This is a genomic window from Haloarchaeobius baliensis (assembly GCF_052060055.1).
In the GTDB taxonomy this organism is placed as follows: domain Archaea; phylum Halobacteriota; class Halobacteria; order Halobacteriales; family Natrialbaceae; genus Haloarchaeobius; species Haloarchaeobius baliensis.
Map to the genome: position 1 here is coordinate 283,545 of NZ_JBPPFR010000001.1, position 19,135 is coordinate 302,679.

19 protein-coding genes are annotated in these 19,135 nt (G+C 65.8%); 7 read left to right on the forward strand and 12 right to left on the reverse strand.

All coding sequences use genetic code 11. The features are described from left to right. Positions 1-2 precede the first annotated feature (2 nt). The 4 genes from ACSG06_RS01430 to surE form a co-directional block, all read right to left on the reverse strand. Positions 3-1,295 (reverse strand): ABC transporter substrate-binding protein, encoded by a 1,293-nt coding sequence (locus ACSG06_RS01430; protein ID WP_440988476.1) that lies wholly within the window; start codon positions 1,293-1,295, stop codon positions 3-5. Between the two features lie 118 nt (positions 1,296-1,413). Continuing rightward, complete coding sequence (locus ACSG06_RS01435) at positions 1,414-1,572, reverse strand: hypothetical protein (protein WP_440988477.1); 159 nt, start codon at positions 1,570-1,572, stop codon at positions 1,414-1,416. Between the two features lie 279 nt (positions 1,573-1,851). Beyond that, positions 1,852-2,973, reverse strand: coding sequence for a hypothetical protein (locus tag ACSG06_RS01440; RefSeq protein WP_440988478.1), 1,122 nt, complete (start codon positions 2,971-2,973; stop codon positions 1,852-1,854). A gap of 869 nt (positions 2,974-3,842) precedes the next feature. Beyond that, the gene (gene surE, locus ACSG06_RS01445; RefSeq protein ID WP_440988479.1) at positions 3,843-4,691 is read right to left on the reverse strand and encodes a 5'/3'-nucleotidase SurE; all 849 of its coding nucleotides are present in this window, start codon (positions 4,689-4,691) and stop codon (positions 3,843-3,845) included. A gap of 147 nt (positions 4,692-4,838) precedes the next feature. Between surE and ACSG06_RS01450 the strand changes: the two genes are divergently transcribed. From ACSG06_RS01450 to ligA, 6 genes are all read left to right on the forward strand, one after another. Next, positions 4,839-5,345 (forward strand): hypothetical protein, encoded by a 507-nt coding sequence (locus tag ACSG06_RS01450; protein ID WP_440988480.1) that lies wholly within the window; start codon positions 4,839-4,841, stop codon positions 5,343-5,345. 289 nt (positions 5,346-5,634) lie between these two features. Continuing rightward, positions 5,635-5,868, forward strand: a complete 234-nt coding sequence (locus ACSG06_RS01455) for a hypothetical protein (RefSeq protein ID WP_440988481.1) — start codon at positions 5,635-5,637, stop codon at positions 5,866-5,868. Positions 5,869-5,961: 93 nt separating this feature from the next. Further along, positions 5,962-6,540, forward strand: coding sequence for a magnesium transporter (locus tag ACSG06_RS01460; protein WP_440988482.1), 579 nt, complete (start codon positions 5,962-5,964; stop codon positions 6,538-6,540). After that, positions 6,541-7,098 carry a magnesium transporter gene (locus ACSG06_RS01465; RefSeq protein WP_440988483.1) on the forward strand — a complete coding sequence of 186 codons (558 nt, stop codon included), beginning with the start codon at positions 6,541-6,543 and terminating at the stop codon, positions 7,096-7,098. A 41-nt stretch (positions 7,099-7,139) separates the two neighbouring features. After that, a complete protein-coding gene (locus ACSG06_RS01470) occupies positions 7,140-8,192 on the forward strand; it encodes a hypothetical protein (RefSeq protein ID WP_440988484.1) in 1,053 nt (350 codons plus the stop codon). Between the two features lie 46 nt (positions 8,193-8,238). Further along, positions 8,239-10,329 (forward strand): NAD-dependent DNA ligase LigA, encoded by a 2,091-nt coding sequence (ligA, locus tag ACSG06_RS01475; RefSeq protein WP_440988485.1) that lies wholly within the window; start codon positions 8,239-8,241, stop codon positions 10,327-10,329. Between the two features lie 54 nt (positions 10,330-10,383). Here the strand turns inward: ligA and ACSG06_RS01480 are convergent, their stop codons facing one another. The 6 genes from ACSG06_RS01480 to ACSG06_RS01505 form a co-directional block, all read right to left on the reverse strand. Beyond that, entirely contained in the window at positions 10,384-11,247 is an 864-nt protein-coding gene (locus tag ACSG06_RS01480) for an ABC transporter permease (protein ID WP_440988486.1), read from the reverse strand. Next, positions 11,244-12,155, reverse strand: coding sequence for an ABC transporter ATP-binding protein (locus tag ACSG06_RS01485; RefSeq protein ID WP_440988487.1), 912 nt, complete (start codon positions 12,153-12,155; stop codon positions 11,244-11,246). The genes ACSG06_RS01480 and ACSG06_RS01485 overlap by 4 nt, the downstream gene beginning before the upstream one ends. An 80-nt stretch (positions 12,156-12,235) precedes the next feature. Next, on the reverse strand, positions 12,236-13,084 hold the full coding sequence (locus ACSG06_RS01490; protein ID WP_440988488.1) for an ABC transporter permease subunit: 849 nt from the start codon (positions 13,082-13,084) through the stop codon (positions 12,236-12,238). Continuing rightward, a complete protein-coding gene (locus ACSG06_RS01495; RefSeq protein WP_440988489.1) occupies positions 13,081-14,061 on the reverse strand; it encodes an ABC transporter ATP-binding protein in 981 nt (326 codons plus the stop codon). Before ACSG06_RS01495 ends, ACSG06_RS01490 begins: the two co-directional genes overlap by 4 nt. 148 nt (positions 14,062-14,209) lie before the next feature. After that, positions 14,210-14,473 (reverse strand): DUF7967 family protein, encoded by a 264-nt coding sequence (locus ACSG06_RS01500; protein ID WP_440988490.1) that lies wholly within the window; start codon positions 14,471-14,473, stop codon positions 14,210-14,212. A 499-nt stretch (positions 14,474-14,972) separates the two neighbouring features. Continuing rightward, a complete protein-coding gene (locus ACSG06_RS01505) occupies positions 14,973-16,241 on the reverse strand; it encodes a TiaS agmantine-binding domain-containing protein (protein WP_440988491.1) in 1,269 nt (422 codons plus the stop codon). Positions 16,242-16,397: 156 nt separating this feature from the next. On the opposite strand from ACSG06_RS01505, the gene ACSG06_RS01510 reads away from it, so the two are divergent. Next, positions 16,398-17,399 (forward strand): transcriptional regulator, encoded by a 1,002-nt coding sequence (locus tag ACSG06_RS01510; RefSeq protein ID WP_440988492.1) that lies wholly within the window; start codon positions 16,398-16,400, stop codon positions 17,397-17,399. A gap of 23 nt (positions 17,400-17,422) precedes the next feature. Here the strand turns inward: ACSG06_RS01510 and ACSG06_RS01515 are convergent, their stop codons facing one another. Both ACSG06_RS01515 and ACSG06_RS01520 read right to left on the reverse strand, forming a co-directional pair. Further along, on the reverse strand, positions 17,423-19,000 hold the full coding sequence (locus ACSG06_RS01515) for a bifunctional N(6)-L-threonylcarbamoyladenine synthase/serine/threonine protein kinase (protein WP_440988493.1): 1,578 nt from the start codon (positions 18,998-19,000) through the stop codon (positions 17,423-17,425). Beyond that, positions 19,001-19,135 carry a 30S ribosomal protein S27ae gene (locus ACSG06_RS01520; RefSeq protein ID WP_440988494.1) on the reverse strand — a complete coding sequence of 45 codons (135 nt, stop codon included), beginning with the start codon at positions 19,133-19,135 and terminating at the stop codon, positions 19,001-19,003.

Sequence of the window (19,135 nt, forward strand, 5' to 3'; positions counted from 1 at the left end):
TATCAGTACTCGCCCTCCGGCACGAACTCGCGGAGGTCCTCCGCGGGGATGGTCTGCACCTGGCTGAACGCCCCGTCCTGCACCTCGTTGATGACGACGGAGCCGACGACGTTGCCGAACTGGGTGAACGTCACGGGCGTCGCGGCACCCATGTACTTGATCTCGTCGCCGTTGTCCAGCGCTTCCTTCCCCTCGGCGAAGGTGGCGACCTCGGTGCCGGGGCCGCGCGAGACGGGGCCGAGGTTCTGCTCGATGGCCTCCGCCGTGGCCTCGCCGGCGCGCTCGATGGCGAGTGCGGTGACCATCGTGGCGTCCCACGACGGCGGCGTCCAGGCGTTGATCTCCGCGTCGCCGCTGGCGCTGTTGTACGCGCTCTCGAAGGCGTCGTAGTTCGGCCCGGACTCGCCGGGGCTGGCCGCCCACGCGCCGTTCAGGTCGCTGCCGACCTGGTCGGCGAGGTCGTTCTGGGCGAGCGGGTCGGAGAGGACCGGCTGGCGGCCGTAGCCGCCGTCGGACCAGTCGCTCATGAGGGTGATGGCGTCCTCGAGCGGGAGGCTCACCGCGAACGCGCTGAAGTCGGCCTGGAACAGCCGTTCGAGCGCGGACTGGTAGTTCGACTCGCCCTGGGCGACCTCGACCTGTTCGGCGACGGTACCGCCGTTGGCCTCGTAGGCGCTCCGGAAGCCGTTCACCCAGCTCCGTGCCCCGGAGGTGGTACCGTTGATGATGCCCATGGTGTCGTGGCCGTCGTCGAGCGCGCGCAGCGCCGCACCGGCGGTGTGGACGGTGTCGCTGATGACGGTCCGCCAGATCCACTCGTCGTCGCTCACGTCCTCGGGGGTGCCGTGGTCGCCGCCGCGCGTGTCGAGGAAGTTCGAGCCCGGCCACGGCGTGACCACGGGGGTCTGTTGCTCCTGCAGGAAGTCGAACAGCGGTTCCAGCTCGCTGGAGAACAGTCCGAGGAGCGCGATGGCGTCCTGGTTCTCCGTGAGCTGCGTGACGACGGTGCGTGCCTGGTTCGGGTTCACCGAGGTGTCCGAGCGCTCGAGGTTGAGCTCGCGGCCGAGCGGCCCGCCGGCGTCGTTGATGTGCTGTACCGCCACGTCGGTCGCCTTCGAGACGCCGGGCTGCAGGAAGTCCCACTGGCCGGTCTGGGCCGCTGGCTGTCCGATCGTGATCGCGCCACCGCCTCCGCCGCCGCCGAGGCCGAGACAGCCGGCCGTCGCTGCGATGCTGCCCGCGCCGCTGATCTTGAGGAACGTTCTCCGGTCGACCACCCTGTTGTTTCCAACCATGGACGTAGGTAACACGCATTGCTAAAATAGTTTACTCGGGTTTCTCCCCGGCGTCTATCACTTTTCGCCATCTCAGTGGTTATCACCGGCTGTTTTTGCGAGACGGGTTGGGCTGCTGTCAGGACAGGTTCAGCTGTTCGACGATGGCGTCGAGCTTCTCGTGGTGCGCGGCCTCGTGGGGTGCGGTCAGCGGCGAGACGCTCACCTCGCCGTCGACGACGGCGCGCCGGTCGCTTCCGACGGGGTAGCGGTCCCGGACGGAGTCGGCCTCGGTCATGGGGTTCTCCCAGTTCTCGACGTGTGGCCAGAACTTGTCGTTGAGCGCGACCGGTTCTGCTCGGTGCTGGTGAACGGCAGGCAGGTCGAGTTCGCGCAGTCGGTGGCCGGCGTGCGCTACTGCTGTCCGAACTTCACGCACGTCACCGAAACGAAGCCACCGTGCAGGCGGACAACTACGACGCGACCCTCGTCGATTATTATGTAAATAAAAGAATATGGGAATAACCACAAAAATTAGGAAGTAAATTGGGTGTGATCCCCGTACTAAATGGACGTACTAAGTTTCGACATCCCTGTACTGTATAGGTGTATTCAGGTTCGGAGTTGCACTTGGAAATTCAGAAAACCCATCGAGGTGGATGTGCTCTCCCTCGAACTCGGGCTTATACCAAACATCTACTAAATCTCTGTCTCGGGGATCATCGATTGGTTGGGATAATTTGCACGAACTCCCCACAGATAATAATGTATCACTCCATCTTGCCTCTGCGTCGGTGGGGTCAGTAGTGTGTGGGAAGTACCAACTCCAATTCACTTCATCGCCCGTTCTATCCGGCGCGTTCCTGGTAATGTCATTGGGATCATAGCTAACACCGATTGTTGACGACGGTGCCGCTGCTGCTGTTATACTCGCTGAATAGCTGTAGTTCCCAGATTGACCGCTTGAAGGTTTGTACTGTTGTAGGTCACTTGAGTTCCACGCATCATTCAGATTCCAATCCATGCCGACCTCGGCATAATTATTGTAGGGGCCTTTATAATAGCTGCTGCCATTCGGCCAGTCGGAGTCGTATCCCTGTGATCCATCATGAGCGGGGTCCTGAAATGCCATTGATATTTTGCAAGCAAAGTAGTTGTCATCAGTATTAGGATCATAGTTTATGCTTGGGAGTTCGTAAATTTCGACATTCATATCTGCCCACCCGGCGAGATAAGTTGTTCCCTCGTGATCAAAATAGGCCCATTTATCCGTTCCAACTGCACCCACGAATGACCAATTGGGACTAGATCTCGTTCTTGATTGTCTCTGTGATATCCTCGATTCATGATTTTCTACAAATACTTCTACCCTATCATGTTGTTCCTGCACTAAACTTTGGACCATCTGGGAAGAGTTATCCGTGGTTTTAGAAATAATGTCCTGTTTAACCGGGAACGTTTTTTCAACTGGAACACCGTTTTCAACTGTAATCGCATATCCTACAAGTAATTCATCTTCGGCTATTGGACTAGAGTTAAGAGCAACAGATTGGGGTACCCGATCTTGGTCTCTAAGTGAATTCAGTATCGCACTGCGCTCACGCCTAATCTCCGATTCGTTTATCGGGTCATCTACCGAACCTTTAATTCTCCGAACTGGTTCGTTTTGTTCTTTTCCACTAACGAGCTGGGGAGTCATTATGCCTCCAGCGGAAGCTACGGATAGTTTTAAAACTTCTCGGCGACTCCGACCATCAGTTTTCTTCTGACACATCAAATTCTAATTGTGACGTGTTACTTATATACTTGTATATTTATTTTAGATAGTATTTCTGAGCTATTTATCTAGCAGGTTCCGGTAAGGGGCTTTATGACACTCCAGCACTACTGGTGGTTGATATTTTTACTATTCTATTTAACATCTCTCACGCCCTTCTGAATATAGAAAACAATTGCTAAAGTTCCGATATTGATGATACTATAACCAATAAAAAGCCAACTACCGCAATCATATAAACCAAAGGCGTATTTGGATTTTCAAACAATAATGTGAACTGGATTGATAATATTAAAAAACCGATTCCTAGGCGGAACGAAGATAAACCATAATCTGACATAATTCATTCTTTGTCCCTGGTAGATAAAACAGCTTTGATTACTATGCCTCCGGAGAGTCATCGAAATAGAAGGCCAATATATGTTGATATAAAAGTGTATCTTGGGGATATCTTAGTTTAAAATATTGTGGGGCTGACTTAGCCTGATACAGTTCAGTGAGGTTTTGACCGTTGCTGACGGTCCTGTGAAAGCATGACGGTTGGCCGGGCCAGATACATCTAACATGACTTCTGGGTAGCTAACTCCCCCCTGATACTCGTTATCCACGTTCTGAGATCGAAGATTGACTGTAATGAGATGCTGGCTCTGAACCGACAGACGCTATTCGCGACCTAACCGGCTTCGACGATGATTACTACTAGTATGAGTAACATCACCAAATTGCTCGGGTAACTTCTGTTGTACTTGGTCGGAATTAGTGTGGTGTGTATCCAATGTTACTTACTCCAATCACAACGCGTTCAGCTGCTCCACGATAGCGTCGAGCTTCTCGTGGTGGGCGGCCTCATGGGGCGCGGTCAGCGGCGAGACGCTCACCTCGCCGTCGACGACGGCCCGGCGGTCGCTCCCGACGGGGTAGCGGTCCCGCACCTCGTCGGCGTCGGTCAGCGGGTTCTCCCAGTTCTCCACGTGGGGCCAGAACTTGTCGTTGAGCGCGACCAGTTCGTCGTCCGGCTCGACCGCCACGGGTAGCTCCTCGATTTCGGCCTCCTCGACGGCACGGTGTTCGACGCGCACGTCGAAGTCGTCGTGCGGGTGGGTCACCCGCAGGCGTGGATCGGTGGCGTCACACGGCGCGTTCACGTTCAGGATGTCCACGGCGTCGAAGACGCCCGCGTCGAGCGCGGCCTTCGTCAGCTCGCCCGCGACGCGGGTCGGCTCGCCGAAGTCGAACTCCTCGGCGGGGTGGGTGAAGAACTCGACGTTGTGGTACGCCGAGACAGCCACAGCGGGCGTGCCCAGGTACGCCGCCTCGACCGCCGCGCCGACGGTGCCCGAGCGCCCGAGCACGTACGAGCCCATGTTCGGCCCGTGGTTGCAGCCCGACACCACGAGGTCGAACTCGCGGTCCAGCCCCCGCAGACCGTAGGCCACGCAGTCCGCCGGCGTCCCCGCGATGGCGTAGCCCCACTCGTGGGACTCCCGGGTGGTGTACCGCGAGCGCTTGCGGCCCACGCCGGACTGGTTGTCCGCCGGCGCGACGACCGTCACGTCGCCGATGTCCAGGAGTTCTTCTCGGAGGGCCGCGAGCCCGTCCCCGTCGATGCCGTCGTCGTTCGTCAGCAGGATGTCGGTCACGTTACCCGAGAGTTTGCTCTCCTGCGGGTAAACCTTCCTGATGGCCTAGAACACAATTAGGATGTCCAACAAAAATCACCATAGGCAGTGCGTACTAATAATTTTCTATATATTAATATAAAAATATATATTTGTAAGAAGGTGTCGATGAGAGAAACTGACAGTGGTTTCAACCGACGGAATGTTCTCAAAACGCTAGGCACAATCGGAGGAGTTACTACACTATCCGGAATTTCTTCGGCTGGAACGACGCCTAGAGACACAGATGACGATTCGACTGAAATAACGACTATTTCGGATAATGGCCGAGTTCGAACTGCGAGACTTCGCTGTGGTGAGGACATATACATCATCGAAAGTCACCATCGCACAGGTTCGCTAGCGATGGAAAGAGTCGGAGCCAGAGGCGAAACGTATATCGCCGAATTGAACGACGTATCCACCCTCTCTGCGGATGCGAACGTCGTCTCTGTAGAGTCTGTAGACCCTCCCGAAGTAGTCGAGGAGTCAGGCAACATCCCGCTAACTGACTATGGAGAATGCAACGTCTGCGATGGGCCTCACTACTACTCCGGGTTTTGGCTCAGACTGACAAAGGTAGCGGATGCCCTCGGAAAGGTGGCACTTGGAGCGGCGATCGTCTGGGGAATATAGCGATACCTTCCGCAGAGTGCCATCAACGTCTTGAGCGGCACAATCACGCTGAAGGCTGTCGCAGAAGGGATTGCGGATTTCATGATAAACTACGCCAGCTCGAGAACCTATTCGGTCGTAAGCTACGACTATGACATTGATTACTATCTCGGATACTTAAAACAGACTGGGGTCGGTATCTCTCTCGAACAGGACCCTAGCGTCGGAGACTTAGTCGATATACCGACTGTATGGCCACGCCACGGACTAAGTTGTATATAGGAGCCGGAGTAGAATATAGACAATTACGATGAACCCGGATACCGCAACGAAGGCCTTCGTCGCTGGGATGGGTGGAATAGTGGTCTGGTATGTGCTGGTCCAGCAGTCAGTTGTCCCCCTTCCCGATGAGTTCGTCCTCGGCCTCGTCGCGTTCCCGGTGTTCCTCATCGCCGCTTCGCTTACCGAGTTCAGCGTCAGGTCGTGGATGCGGAGTGCTGTCCTGATGTACGGCGCGTTCACGTTAGCTCAGCTGGTCGGATAGGTCCCACCGCTCCTCGATGTCTCCGGCGGCAGACGGACGGGAAGTGATTCCACACACCGATTTTTTATACGCTCGGGCTTCGATTCGACCCACATGAGCATCCGCGCCGTCGCACGCGAGGCCTACCGCGAGGCGCTGCCCGCGCTGGGGGCGAGCGTCGTCGGGGGGCTGTTCGCGGGCGTCGTGCTGGGCGGGATGCGCTCGGAGCTCCAGCAGGTGCCCGGGCTGCTGGTGCTCGTCCCGGCGCTGCTGGCGACGCGCGGGAACGTCTACGGCTCGCTGGGGGCGCGGCTGGCGACGGGGCTCCACCAGGGGTTGCTCGAACCGCGGGTCGACCTCGGGAACGAGCGGCTCCGGGGGGCCATCGCGGCGGCCATCTCGAACGGGCTGTTCGTGAGCGCGTTTGCAGCGGTGGCGGCGTACGTCGTTCTCGGGCTACTCGGACGGTCGGCCGCGCCGCTGGCGACGCTGGTCGCGGTGTCGCTGCTGGCGGGCCTGCTCTCGGGAATCACGCTCACGATTGCGGTCGTCTCGGTCGTCTTCGTCGGCTTCCGTCGCGGGCAGAACCCGGACACGCTCGTCGGGCCCATCGTCACGACGACGGGCGACGTGTTCGGGATGGCGTTCCTCCTGCTCTCGGCGCGCATCGTGCTGTCGGTCGGGGGTATCTGAGTGCCCGAGCACTGGTCGGTCCGGTCGATCTCGCGGGCGATGCTCCCGCTGCTGCTCGCACTGTCGCTCGTCGAGCTGGGCTCGGGGCTGGTGCTCGGGAGCTTCGAGGACGAGCTGCTGGCGCGGCCGTCGCTGCTGGTGCTCGTCCCGGTGACCATCGGGACGGCGGGCAACCTCGGCTCCATCCTCGCGGCACGGCTCTCGACGGCGGTCCACCTCGGCACCATCACGTTCTCGCCCGAGGACGACACGCTCGTCGGCAACGCCATCGCGACGGCCGGGCTCGCGATCTCGGTGTTCCCGGTGATCGGTGTCGGGGCGTGGGCACTGACCGAGCTGACCGTGGGGGCGACGCTCGCGCCGGCGCAGGTCGTCCTCGTGGCGGCGTGTTCGGGGGCCGCGCTCGCGGTGCTCGCCATCGCGGTGACGCTGGTGACGACCTACGCCGCCTACCGGCTCGGGCTCGACCCGGACGACGTCGTCATCCCGGTCGTGACGAACACCTGCGACGTGCTCGGCGTGCTGGTCCTGTTCGCGGTCGTGCTACTGGTGCTATAGCCAGAAGCGTCAAGTTCGGCCGTCCGGAATCACAGGCAGACATGGACAGACGTGTCTTCATACGGGCACTCGCGGTCGCCGGGGCGACGGCGGTCGCCGGCTGTTCGGAGGTACCGGGTGGTGCAGCCGGCGGCGACGACACCGGCGGCGGTGGGGGCTCGAACGACGACAGCGGTTCGGGCGGCGGTGGCGGTGGCGGCGACGGTGACGGTTCGGGCGGCGGTGGCGGTGGTGGGTCGGCCGACGAGGCGGACGAGCACATCCGCGCGGCGGTCGGGATGCTCAACCGCGTCGGCTATCGGCTCTCCGAGCTCCAGTCGCAGATGGAGGAGGACCCGACCGCGATCGAGCTCGAAACCGAGGAGACGCTGGCGGCCATCGACAGCGCGCGGGCCGACCTCGACGCGGCGGCCGAGAGTGCGGGCGCGGACCAGCAGGCGACCATCGAGTCGCTCCGGGGTCTGGCGACCGTGATGGAGTCGATGACGCGGCTCGTCGACCTGCTCGGCACGGTGGACATCGACGCCCGGCTGAACTCGGTCCAGACCGCCGTCGAGAACGGAAACTACGACGATGCGCTGGCACAGGTCCGCGATGCGGAGGCCCTCGCCGAGGAGGCAGACGGCCACGTGACGGCCGCCGAGGCGGCCAGCGACGCGATGGACCCCGACCGGCTGGCCGCGGTGGAGGCGGTCAGCTACGAGGAGCTCGAGCCGTCGCTGAACGCGGCGAGCCGGCTCGTCGACGCCATGCTCGCGATGACCCGGGGCTACGAGGCCATCCTGCTCGGACGCGACGACCTCGCGACCGCCCAGGAGGCGCTCGACGACCGGCGCTACGACGACGCCGAGGTCGCGCTCACCGACGCCGAGGAGCAGTTCGTGACGGCAGACGAGCGCTTCCGGAGCATCGAGGACGTGCCGTCGAGCATCACCACCCACCTCGAACGCTCGCGCTGTCAGAGCGAGCACCTCGTCGCGGCCACCGAGCACCTCCAGCAGGCGCTCGAAGCCGGCCGGAACGAGGACCTCGTGACGGCGCGCGAGCAGCGCGACGCCGCCCAGGAGGACCTCCAGCGCGTCGACGAGTGCTGAGGGCATCGAGCAAGACCTAACCCGGCCGGCTTCCAAGCCGGACTCGATGAGTGAGGCCGACCTCGCCGACGACAACCCGTACGTCGAGAACCCGGAGACGACGTTCGAGCCGGTCGACGAGCTGACCGAGGACGAGGCCCGCGAGCAGGCCGCACTGCTCCGCGAGGCGGTCCGGTACCACGACTACCGGTACTACGTCGACCACGATCCGGTCATCGGCGACCGCACGTACGACGCGCTGTTCTCGCGGTTGCAGGAACTGGAGGACGCGTTCGACCTGCAGACGGATGACTCCCCGACCCGCCGGGTCGGCGGCCAGCCCGTCGAGGCGTTCGAGACGGTCGAGCACGTCGCGCCGCTGCTCTCCATCGACCAGTCCGGCGAGGCCGACGACGTCCGCGAGTTCGACCGTCGCGTGCGCGAGGCCGTCGGGGAGGTCGAGTACGTCTGCGAGCCGAAGTTCGACGGCGTCAGCATCGAGGTCATCTACCGCGACGGCCGCTACGAACGGGCGGCGACCCGCGGCGACGGCCACGAGGGCGACGACGTGACCGAGAACGTCCGGACCATCCCGGCAGTGCCCCAGCGCCTGCGGGGCGACTATCCGGAGTATCTCGCCGTCCGCGGCGAGGTGTACATGCCGAAGGACGCCTTCACCGCCCACAACAAGGAGCGCGTCGAGGCGGGCGAGGAGCCGTTCGCGAACCCGCGCAACGCGACCGCGGGGACGCTCCGCCAGCAGGACCCGAACGTCGTTGCCCGGCGGCCCCTCTCGGTGTTCTTCTTCGACGTGCTGGATTCGAGTCGGGAGTGGGAGACCCATTCGGACGCGCTCGCGTCGTTCCCCGGGTTCGGGCTGCCGCTGAACGACCGCGTCGAGACGGGCTGCGACGTCGAGGACGCCATCGACTACCGCGACCGCATGCTCGAGTCGCGCGACGACCTCGACTACGAGATCGACGGCGTGGTCGTCAAGGTCGACGACCGCGCCGCCCGCGAGGAGCTGGGTGCGACCGCCCGGTCGTACCGCTGGGCGTTCGCCTACAAGTTCCCCGCCCGGAACGAGGAGACCCGGCTCGCCGACGTGGCGGTGCAGGTCGGCCGGACCGGCCGGCTGACGCCCGTGGCGCTGCTCGACCCGGTCGACGTCGGCGGCGTCACCGTCTCGCGGGCGAGCCTGCACAACCCCGACGAGATAGAGAGTCTGAACGTCAACGTCGAGGACGTGGTCCGCGTCGAGCGCGCCGGCGACGTCATCCCCTACGTGGCCGAGGTCGTCGAGAAGCGCTCGGAGGGGTACTTCGAGCTGCCCGACACCTGCCCGGTCTGTGACAGCCAGGTCGAACGCGAGGGGCCGCTGGCGTTCTGTTCGGGCGGGCTCGGCTGTCCGGCACAGCTCAAGCGGTCCGTCGAGCACTGGGGCAGCGACACCGGCCTCGACATCGAGGGCCTCGGCGCGGAGACCGTCGAGCAGTTCGTCGCTGCCGGCCTCGTCACCGACGGCGTCGCCGACCTCTACGAGATCGAGCGCGCGGACCTGCTCGAACTCGAGGGGTGGGGCGAGACCAGCGCGGACAACCTGCTCGCCGAGCTGGACGCCTCGAAGGAGCCCACGCTGCCGGACTTCCTCGCCGCGCTGGGCATCCAGAAGGTCGGCCCGGAGACCGCCCGCGCGCTCGCCGCCGAGTTCGGCACGCTCGACGCCCTCCGCGAGACCGCCGCGGCCGGCGACGAGGAGCGACTCCGGTCCGTCGCGGACGTCGGCCCCATCGTCGCCGAGACCATCGTCGACTTCTTCGGGAGCGAGGCGAACCAGCGCGTCCTCGACCGGCTCGCCGCGGCAGGTGTCGAGCCGGAGCCGTACGAGGTCGCGGGAGCCGACGAGCTCGACGGGCTGACGTTCGTGTTCACGGGTTCGCTCTCCGAATCGAGGAGCGAGTTCCAGGACCTCGTGGAGCGCCACGGCGGCTCCGCCACCTCCTCGGTCTCGGGCAACACCGACTACCTCGTCGTCGGCGACAATCCGGGGCAGTCGAAGCGCGACGACGCCGACGCGAACGACGTGCCGACCATCGACGAGGACGGCTTCCGGGACGTGCTGGCAGAGCACGGCGTCGACGACTGGGTCGGGGAGTGAGGGCGGAGGCTCGCATCTTCAGACGCTGTTGGATCAGTGAAACCTGACCCGCGGTCAGAGGTCGGCGGCGTCGAACCGCCAGTACCCCACGACCAGCGGGACGACGAGCCACAGCCCGAGCACGACGAAGCCGAGCCAGTCCTGCAGGAGGAACGAACTGCTGTCGATGGTGACCGACGCCGACTTCGGGAGGACGGCGTTCCGGGCGACGTTGTACGCTGCGGTCGGCGCGAGCCGGGTGACGACGTAGAACCACTCGGGGTACTCCGCGGGCGACACGGGGATAGGCTGGTCGGTGACGTAGTAGTAGCCGAAGACGGTCATGGTGGGGATGAGCTCCCAGAGCACCTCGAGGACGACGAAGACGGAGATGGCGCCGGCGGTCGCCTGCGTCGTGGTGTTCGCCATCGCGGAGACGCCGACGACGATGCTGACGTACACCAGCGCGTAGAGGACGGTCAGCAGCGCGAAGAAGGCGTACTCGGTCACGACGACGTTCACGCCGAGGGCGAACGCGACGAGGAGCGCGACGGCGAAGCCGAGCAGGACGGGGACGGCGAGGACCGCGGTGCGGCCGACGACCTTGCCGAGCAGCACGTCCAGCCTGGAGTGGGGCAGGCCGAGCAGGAGCTTGATCTGGCCGGACTCGCGCTCGCCGGCGATGGACTTGTAGCTCACGACGAGCGCGGTGGCGGAGATGAAGAGCGTGGTCGCGCCGGCCAGGAAGATGTAGAGGTTGAAGCTCACGCCCTGCTGGGCGGCTGCGGCCGCGTCGCCACCGGAGAGCAGCCCCTCGAACGCGGAGAACGCCCAGACCATCGCGGAGATGAACAGCACGTACAGCCCGGAGAGCAGCCAGAGGACCTTCGAGCGGCTGGCGTCCTGGAAGTCCTTCTTCGCGACGAGCGGTGCGCTCATTCGCTCACCTCCGTGTACTGCATGAACAGGTCCTCCAGCGAGGTCTCCTCGGTGGAGAAGTCGACGACCTCGTGGCCGGCGGACTCGATGGCGTCGAGGACGTCCATCTTGACGTTGCCCGCACAGGAGATGGTGAGCGTCGCGCCGTCGACGGCCACGTTCTGGACGCCGTCGACGGCCTCGGCGGCGGCGAGACCGGCGTCGTCCGGCGGGGTCGAGAGCGTCACGGTGAGCGTCTCGCCCGTGGCGGTGGCGTCGCGGAGGTTGTCGATGGTGTCGACGGCGACGAGCTCGCCGTCGCTGAGGATGCCGACGCGGTCGGCGACGGCCTCGACCTGCTCGAGGATGTGGCTGGAGAAGAACACCGTCGCGCCGCGGTCGACCTCCGTCTCGATGATCTCGCGCATCTCGCGCGCCCCGGCGGGGTCGAGGCCGGTCGTCGGTTCGTCGAGGACGAGGAGGTCGGGCTCGCCGGCGAGCGCCATCGCGAGGACGAGCCGCTGGGTCATCCCCTTGGAGTAGCCACCCGCCTTGCGGTCTGCGGCGTCCGCGATGTCGACCCGTTCGAGCAGGCGGATCGGGTCGTCGTCGCCGTCCTTGGAGTCGATGGCGAACTGGACGTGCTGGCGACCCGTCAGGCGGTCGTAGACGTGGTAGCCGTCGGGGAGGATGCCGACGCGGTTGCGGACGGCCTCGGGCTGCCGCTGTGGGTCCATCCCGAGCACGCGACACGACCCGCTGGTCGGGCGGACGAAGTCGAGGAGGATGTCGATGGTGGTGGACTTGCCGGCGCCGTTCGGGCCGAGGAAGCCGAACACCTCCCCCTCCTCGACGGTCATGGTGAGCTCGTCGAGTGCGGTGACCTCGTCGAACCGCTTCGTGACGCGGTCGAGTTCGATGGCGGCCATGTGTGTGCCACGCTACGAACACCCACACTATAAAAGCGGTCGGCGAGTTGCCGACCCGGAAAATCGGCTTCTGCAGTCGTTCAGAGGTCGGCGCGGCTGAACCGGAACGCGCCGATGGCGAGCGGGACGACGAGCCAGAGGGTCAGCCAGACGAAGCCGAACCAGGGCTCGAGGTAGACCGCCTCTGCGGTGCCGCCGACGATCTCGCCGGTGGTGCTCGCGCCGTCGAGGACGGTCGCGAGGGCGGACTGGTAGGCCGCGCTGGGCGAGAGGCTCACGATGCCGAAGTACCAGGTGGGGTAGTCGGCGATGGTGGCCGGGAGCGCAAAGCCGTTGGCGACGTACACCGCGGCGGTGGCGACCGCACCCCAGAGCAGCTCGACGACCACGAAGGTGCCGAACGCGAGGGCGGCGGCCTTGCCGCTGGTGGCGACGCTGGCGGAGATGCCGACCATGAGGCTCACGTACACCAGCGCGAACAGCAGGGTCACGCCGACGAACAGCGCGTAGTCGACCAGCGAGTACGCGTCGTACAGGGCCACGATGACCCCGAGCGCGACGACGAACCCGAGGACGATGGAGACCGCGAGCGTCGCGGTGCGCCCGACGACCTTGCCGAACACGACGTCGAGTCGCGAGTGGGGCAGGCCGAGCAGGAGCTTCACGCTGCCCGAATCACGCTCGCCGGCGATGGCCTTGTACGCCAGCACCAGCGCCGCGATGGAGACGAACAGCGTCGCCGACGAGGCGAGGAAGTCGTACAGCCCGAGCGCGGTGAGTTCGGGGTCGCTCCCGCCGAGGGCCTCGATCTCCGTGTAGATCCAGGCCATGCCGGCAGCGAACAGGACGAACAGGCCCGTCAGCAGCCAGAGCGACCGCGAGAGCCTGGCATCCTGGAAGTCCTTCCGGGCGACGGCGGTCCAGCTCATCGCTCCACCTCCATCGCCGCGTCGGCTGCCGGTTCGGCGCCGTCCTCGGCGTCGCCGGCGGGCGCGTCGGCGTTCCCGGTGTACTCGAGGAACAGGTCCTCGAGCGAGGTGCGCTCGGTCGCGAAGTCAGAGACGTGGTGCCCCGACGCCTCGATGGCGTCGAGCACCGCGGTCTTGGCGCTCGACGCGCACTGGACCGTGATGGTGGTGCCGGCTGCGCCGACTGACGTGATGCCCGGGAGCGCCTCGATGGCGTCGAGCGTCTCCGTGGTCGGCTCGGCGTCGACGGTGACCGTGAGCGTCGCACCGTCACCCATGCTCGCACGCAGGTTGTCGATGGTGTCGACGGCGACGAGCTCGCCCCGGTTGAGGATGGCGACGCGGTCACAGACCGCCTCGACCTGCTCGAGGATGTGCGACGAGAAGAACACCGTCGCGCCGCGCGACACCTCCTCGCGGATGATCTCGCGCATCTCGCGCGCCCCGGCGGGGTCGAGCCCGGTGGTGGGTTCGTCGAGCACGAGGAGGTCGGGTTCGCCGGCGAGCGCCATCGCGAGGACGAGCCGCTGGGTCATCCCCTTGGAGTAGCCCCCGGCCTTCCGGTCGGCGGCCTCGGCGATGCCGACGCGCTCCAGCAGGTCGATGGGGTCGTCGTCGCCGCCCTTGGAGTCGATGGCGAACTGGACGTGCTGGCGGCCGGTGAGTCGGTCGTAGATGTGGTAGCCGTCCGGGAGGATGCCGACGTGCTTGCGGAGCGCGACGCTCTCGCGCTGGGGGTCCATCCCGAGCACGCGGATCTCGCCCGCTGTCGGGCGGACGAAGTCGAGCAGCATGTCGATGGTGGTGGACTTGCCGGCGCCGTTCGGGCCGAGGAATCCGAACACCTCCCCCTCCTCGACGGTGAGGTCGACGTCTCGCAGTGCGGTGACGTCGCCGAACTGCTTGGTCACGTTGGTAAGTTCGATTACAGAAGCCATAACAGATATACGCTTTTCGCCTATTTATAGGTACTCTGATGGGTAGTAGCACGGCTCTATCTGGCTCAATACGTCCAACAATGGTCGAAAACAGGGGCTCGTATCTGATTTCGGACCTCTTTCACCGTCCCGGTCGGACCGTCCGGGGTCAGATCTCCTCGTCCGGCTCGTAGGAGTCGGCCGTCCGCCGAGCCTCCGCCGCGTACCGCTTCCGGGTCTCCTCGTCCGGCGTCTCCTCCAGCTCCGCCGCCGGGAACGTCGCTCCTGCGGTGACTGGGGAGCGACGCACGGCGTGCTCCGAGCGCTCCTGCTGGCGGTAGAGTGCGCCGTCCTCGGTCGCGTACACGACGGTGACGAGGTTCCGGTCGCCGAACGAACGCTCCACGAGCCAGCACTGCCGGGTGTCGGTCATCGGCTTGGCGTTCGGGTGGGAGCCGTTTGTCGGTGTCGGTGCTGAAATCGTACGGGCGTGTCAGTGCTGTTGGTGAAACGGCTGTTGACAACCAGAAAGCCCCTTCACCGACGGGAGCAACTGCAGCCGCGAACGGCCAGAAAGCCCCTGCTCGCTCGACTCCCGCGACTCGCTGTGGTCCTCGCTCCGCTGCGGTCCTTGCTTCGTCGGGGTTCGTCGAGCGAGCAGCCCCTTTCAGTCCCGCCCGACCGCGACCGCACCGCACCTCAGGCCTCCCCAGCCTCCTGCATCACCGGAAACCTCCGGTTTCCGGTTAGCAGCCAGAAAGCTCCGCTTTCTGGCCACATCTCCGGAAATCAGAGATTTCCGGCGGGCTCACGAGACGCAAGCGTCTCGTGACCGATGCGCGGTCGCCCTGCGCGTCTCGTCCCTCGCACGAGTGCGGCGAGCGGCCTTCGGCACGCTCGACAGCCGCGCGCCGAGCCAGAAATTCACGAGTTCACCGCTCCGGGTGCGTTGGGGCGTCGAACCCGCCCCTGACGAGCGGTTTCGCGACGTGGCGGCGGGCACACGGCGGGACCTCGTACCAGCCGAGGTCGAGGTCGCGTTCGACGGTGGTCTCGACCTTGCCGTCGGATTGGGTGCCACAGTCCCGGCAGCGGTAGCCCTGGTTCCGGCCCGCGGACTTCATCGTCCGGCCGCAGTCGGCGCAGGTGGGAGTGACGTGCTCGGTGGTGTTCAGCTCACGAACGGCGAACTTCTCCAGTTTGAGCGTCCCGTCGCTGACCTCGCCGCAGACGGTGAGGCGGTCGCCCGGGCGGAGCGCGCGCACGCGGTCGCGGAACCGTTTGGTTGGTTCGAAGGCTGCGCACTCCAGTTGGGGGCCGTCGGGCTCGCCGAACGCGACGAAGACGTGGCCGCCCTCGCGGGTCTCCGGTTCGCCCAGGACCGTGCCGTCGACGCGCCAGCCTCGCGCCGGCTCCAGCGCGCCGAGCTCGCCGTCGGCGAGGTGGGCATCGGTGCCCTGGTTGGTGACGAACAGCCGGGCGTCGTGGACGGGTTCGCTCCGGACCTCGCTGGCGAGTGCCCGGACCGCATCGGGGTCGTCGCCGCGGACCCCGTGGAGGATGGGACACGGCGTGTGCGGCACGCAGACCGCCTCGCCCTCGACGCGGTCGACGGTGTCCCAGGCGTCGGGGTAGTGGCGGTCGGCGGCCGCGAAGAGGGAGTCGTAGTCGACCGCGCGCTCGGTGCCCCAGCGGTCGGGCTCGCGGTAGCTGATGTGTTCGTACGTCCAGTCGTCCAGGGCGGCCCAGGCGCCGACGGCTGCGAGCGCGCCGACGGTGCCCCGGCCGTTGCCCCGGCCGCCGTGGCGGTAGCCGGACTCGTCGGCGAGGTTCCGGGCGTCGTCGATCGCGTGGATCTCGCGGAGGGCGTCGCGGGCGAAGATGGCGACGCGGTCGGGAACCTCCTCGGGCGCGCCGGGGGCGACGACGAACCCGGGGTTCGTCCGCGGGTCGTCGGTCTCGGCGGCGGCGAGTTCCTCGCGGGCGATGCGCTCGGCGGCGGCCGGGTCGAGGTCGCAGTGGACCGCGAGTGCGGCGTTGCCCCGGGTCTTGTGCTCGACGGCGGGGTTCAGCCGGACGAGCAGGACGCGGTCGACGTGGCCGCCGGCCGCCGTGACCCGGTCGGCGACGCGGCTGGCGACGTACGTCGTGCACATCCCGCGGTCGCGGGAGTCCGTGTCGTCCAGCCCGATGACCGTCATCGCCGGGTGGTAGCGGGGGCGACGGGTAAGCGCTTTCGGGACCCGCCTCGCGAACTCGTATTTGAACGTTCCCCCCGGAATCGCCCGGAATCGCCGGACACCGGACGTTCGCGCCCGACACAACACATATATGCGAAGAATCGATTACGTACGGGTATGTCCCGGGATGCACTGGTCGGCAACCTCACAGCAATGCTCCAGGACGCGGGCTTCGCCGTGAGCGACCGGTGTGCCATCCGGCCCAAGAGCTTCGACCTCGCGGCACGACGCGGCGAGGACCTCGTGCTGCTGAAGGTGCTCTCGAACATCGACGCCTTCGACGCCGCCACCGGCGCGGAGATGCGCCGTCTGGGCGCGTACCTCAACGCGACCCCGATGGTCATCGGCCTGCGGACCCGCGACGAGGAGCTCGAATCGGACGTGGTGTACTTCCGCCACGGCGTGCCCGTCTTCGCCCCCGACACCGCCATGGGGCTGTTCGTCGAGGGCGTCCCACCGCTCGTCTACGCCGCCCCCGGCGGCCTCTACGTCAACATCGACGGCGACCTGCTCGCGGACGAACGCGAGGAGCAGGACATGAGCCTCGGCCAGCTCGCCAGCGAACTCGGTGTCTCACGGCGCACCGTCTCGAAGTACGAGGACGGCATGAACGCCTCCGTCGAGGTCGCGATGCGCCTTGAGGAGCTGTTCGACGCGCCGCTGACCGCCCCAGTCGACGTGCTGGAGGACGGTGCCGACGAGGTCCGCGACGCCGAGCCGACGCCGGAGGACCCCGACGCCGACCCCGACGACGAGCCGATGGTCACGGTGATGACCCGCGTCGGCTTCGACGTCCATCCCACCACCAGAGCGCCGTTCAAGGCCGTCAGCGAGGACCACGAGGCCAGCGACAGCGCCGACGCGTGGGACGTCCGCGAGGACACCATCCTCACCGGCCACTCGGCGTTCACCGAGGCCGCGGAGAAGCGCGCCCGCATCATGGCCTCCATCGGCGACGTGACCCGCACCCGGTCGGTGTACTTCGTCGACCGCTCGAAGCGCGAGTCCGTGGACGGCACCGCCATCGTCGAGCGCGAGGAGGTCGAGCAACTGCGCGACGCCGAGGAGCTCCGCGAGCTCATCCGCGAGCGCGCCGACGTTGAAGAACGGCCCGCCTGATCGTCAGCGGACCAGCCTGATTCTCACCGATAGCGTCCGCGTCCCTCGACATCCTGCAGCCGCGTGAGCACCTGCTCGTCGCCGACATCGCGGTAGCCCTCGCGGACCACGTCCCGCAGCTCGTCGGGGGCGTCGGCGGTCCCGACGAGGCTCTGGTCGAACACGTGCAGGTCCATCGCGTAGTCCTCGACGTGGTCCGTGTGATAGCCGAGGCCGAAGTCGACGAGGTAGACCCGGCCGTCCGGGCCACCGACCCGGACGTTCCGCGTGGTGGGGTCGCCGTGGACGAAGCCGGCCCCGTGGATGGTCGCGAGGTGCCGGCCCACGTCGCGGACGCGGTCGACGGAGAGGCCGTCGCGCAGGTCCGCCGCGCCGACGTGCTCGAACTCGATGGTGGCCGACTGGACGTCGATGTCGCGGACGACCGGCGTCGGCACGCCGACGCGGCGGGCGAGGCTCGTCAGCCGGGCCTCCTGCACCGTGCGGTCGCGGCGCAGCGTCGCGTCGAGGTCGGGGTGGCGGTAGCGCTTCGGGACCCGGCGCTTCCGGACCGTGTCGTCTTCGAACTCGACGAACGCCTCGGCACCGCGGACCGGGCCTGACTCGGGTGCGATGGCGACGTCCTCGTCGGCGTCGCGCCAGGTCACCGGCACCTCGTCCGGACGGAAGTTCGGGTCGACACCCGACTCCGGGATGGCGAGCGTGTCGCCCGCCGCGTACATCTTCGCGCCCAGGACGGCGATCATGCCGGCGTTGTCCCGCAGGAACCGGGGCTCGGGCGCGAAGAACTCGGCCCCGCGCTGCTCGCACATCGTCGAAAGCATCTCCCTGAGCCGTGCGTTCTGGGCGACGCCGCCGCCGAGGACGAGCTCGTCGCTGCCGGTGAGCGAGAGGGCGCGTTCGGACACCTCGGTGAGCATCCCGAAGATGTGCTCCTGCAGCGAGAAGCAGACGTCCTCGACCGGTGTCCCGTCGTCGTAGGCCTGCTTCGCCGCGGACATGATGCCCGAGAACGAGAAGTCCATCCCCTTGACGACGTACGGCAGGTCGACGAACGCGCCGTCTTCGGCGTGGGCCTCGACCTTCGGGCCGCCCGGATGGGACCAGCCGACGTGCCGGGTGAACTTGTCGATGGCGTTGCCGACCCCGGTGTCCATCGTCTCGCCGAGCACGCGGTAGCGGCCGTCGCGGTAGCCCAGCAGGTGGGCGTTCGCGCCGCTGGCGTTCAGACAGACCGGCGAGGCGAACCCCGACTCGTGCCTGCCGATCTCCAGGTGGGCGACCATGTGGTTGACGCCGACGAGCGGCACGTCGAGCGCCCCCGCGAGCGCCCGTGCCGTGGTGCCGACGATGCGGAGACACGGGCCGAGGCCGGGGCCCCGCGAGAACGCGACCGCGTCGATGGGGCCGTCGACCTGCGCGAGGACCCGTTCGACGACCGCGGGCAGCGCCTCCTGCATGTGCTCGGCGGCCTCGCGCGGGTGGATGCCGCCGCTCTCCGGTTCGTAGGCGTCGGATTCGATGAGAACAGCGTCGGCCTCAGCGTCGTAGCAGGCGGCACTGGCGCACCAGGCCGTGCCCTCGACGCCGAGGACGCGCATCTACTCCCACTCGGTGTAGGAGCACTTCCCGCAATGCTTGCGGTCGCCGTAGTCGCCGAGGAACGTGTCGCCACAGCGCGGACACAGCTCTCGCTCGGACTCGCCGTCGTCGCTGTAGTACTCGTAGCGTGCCAT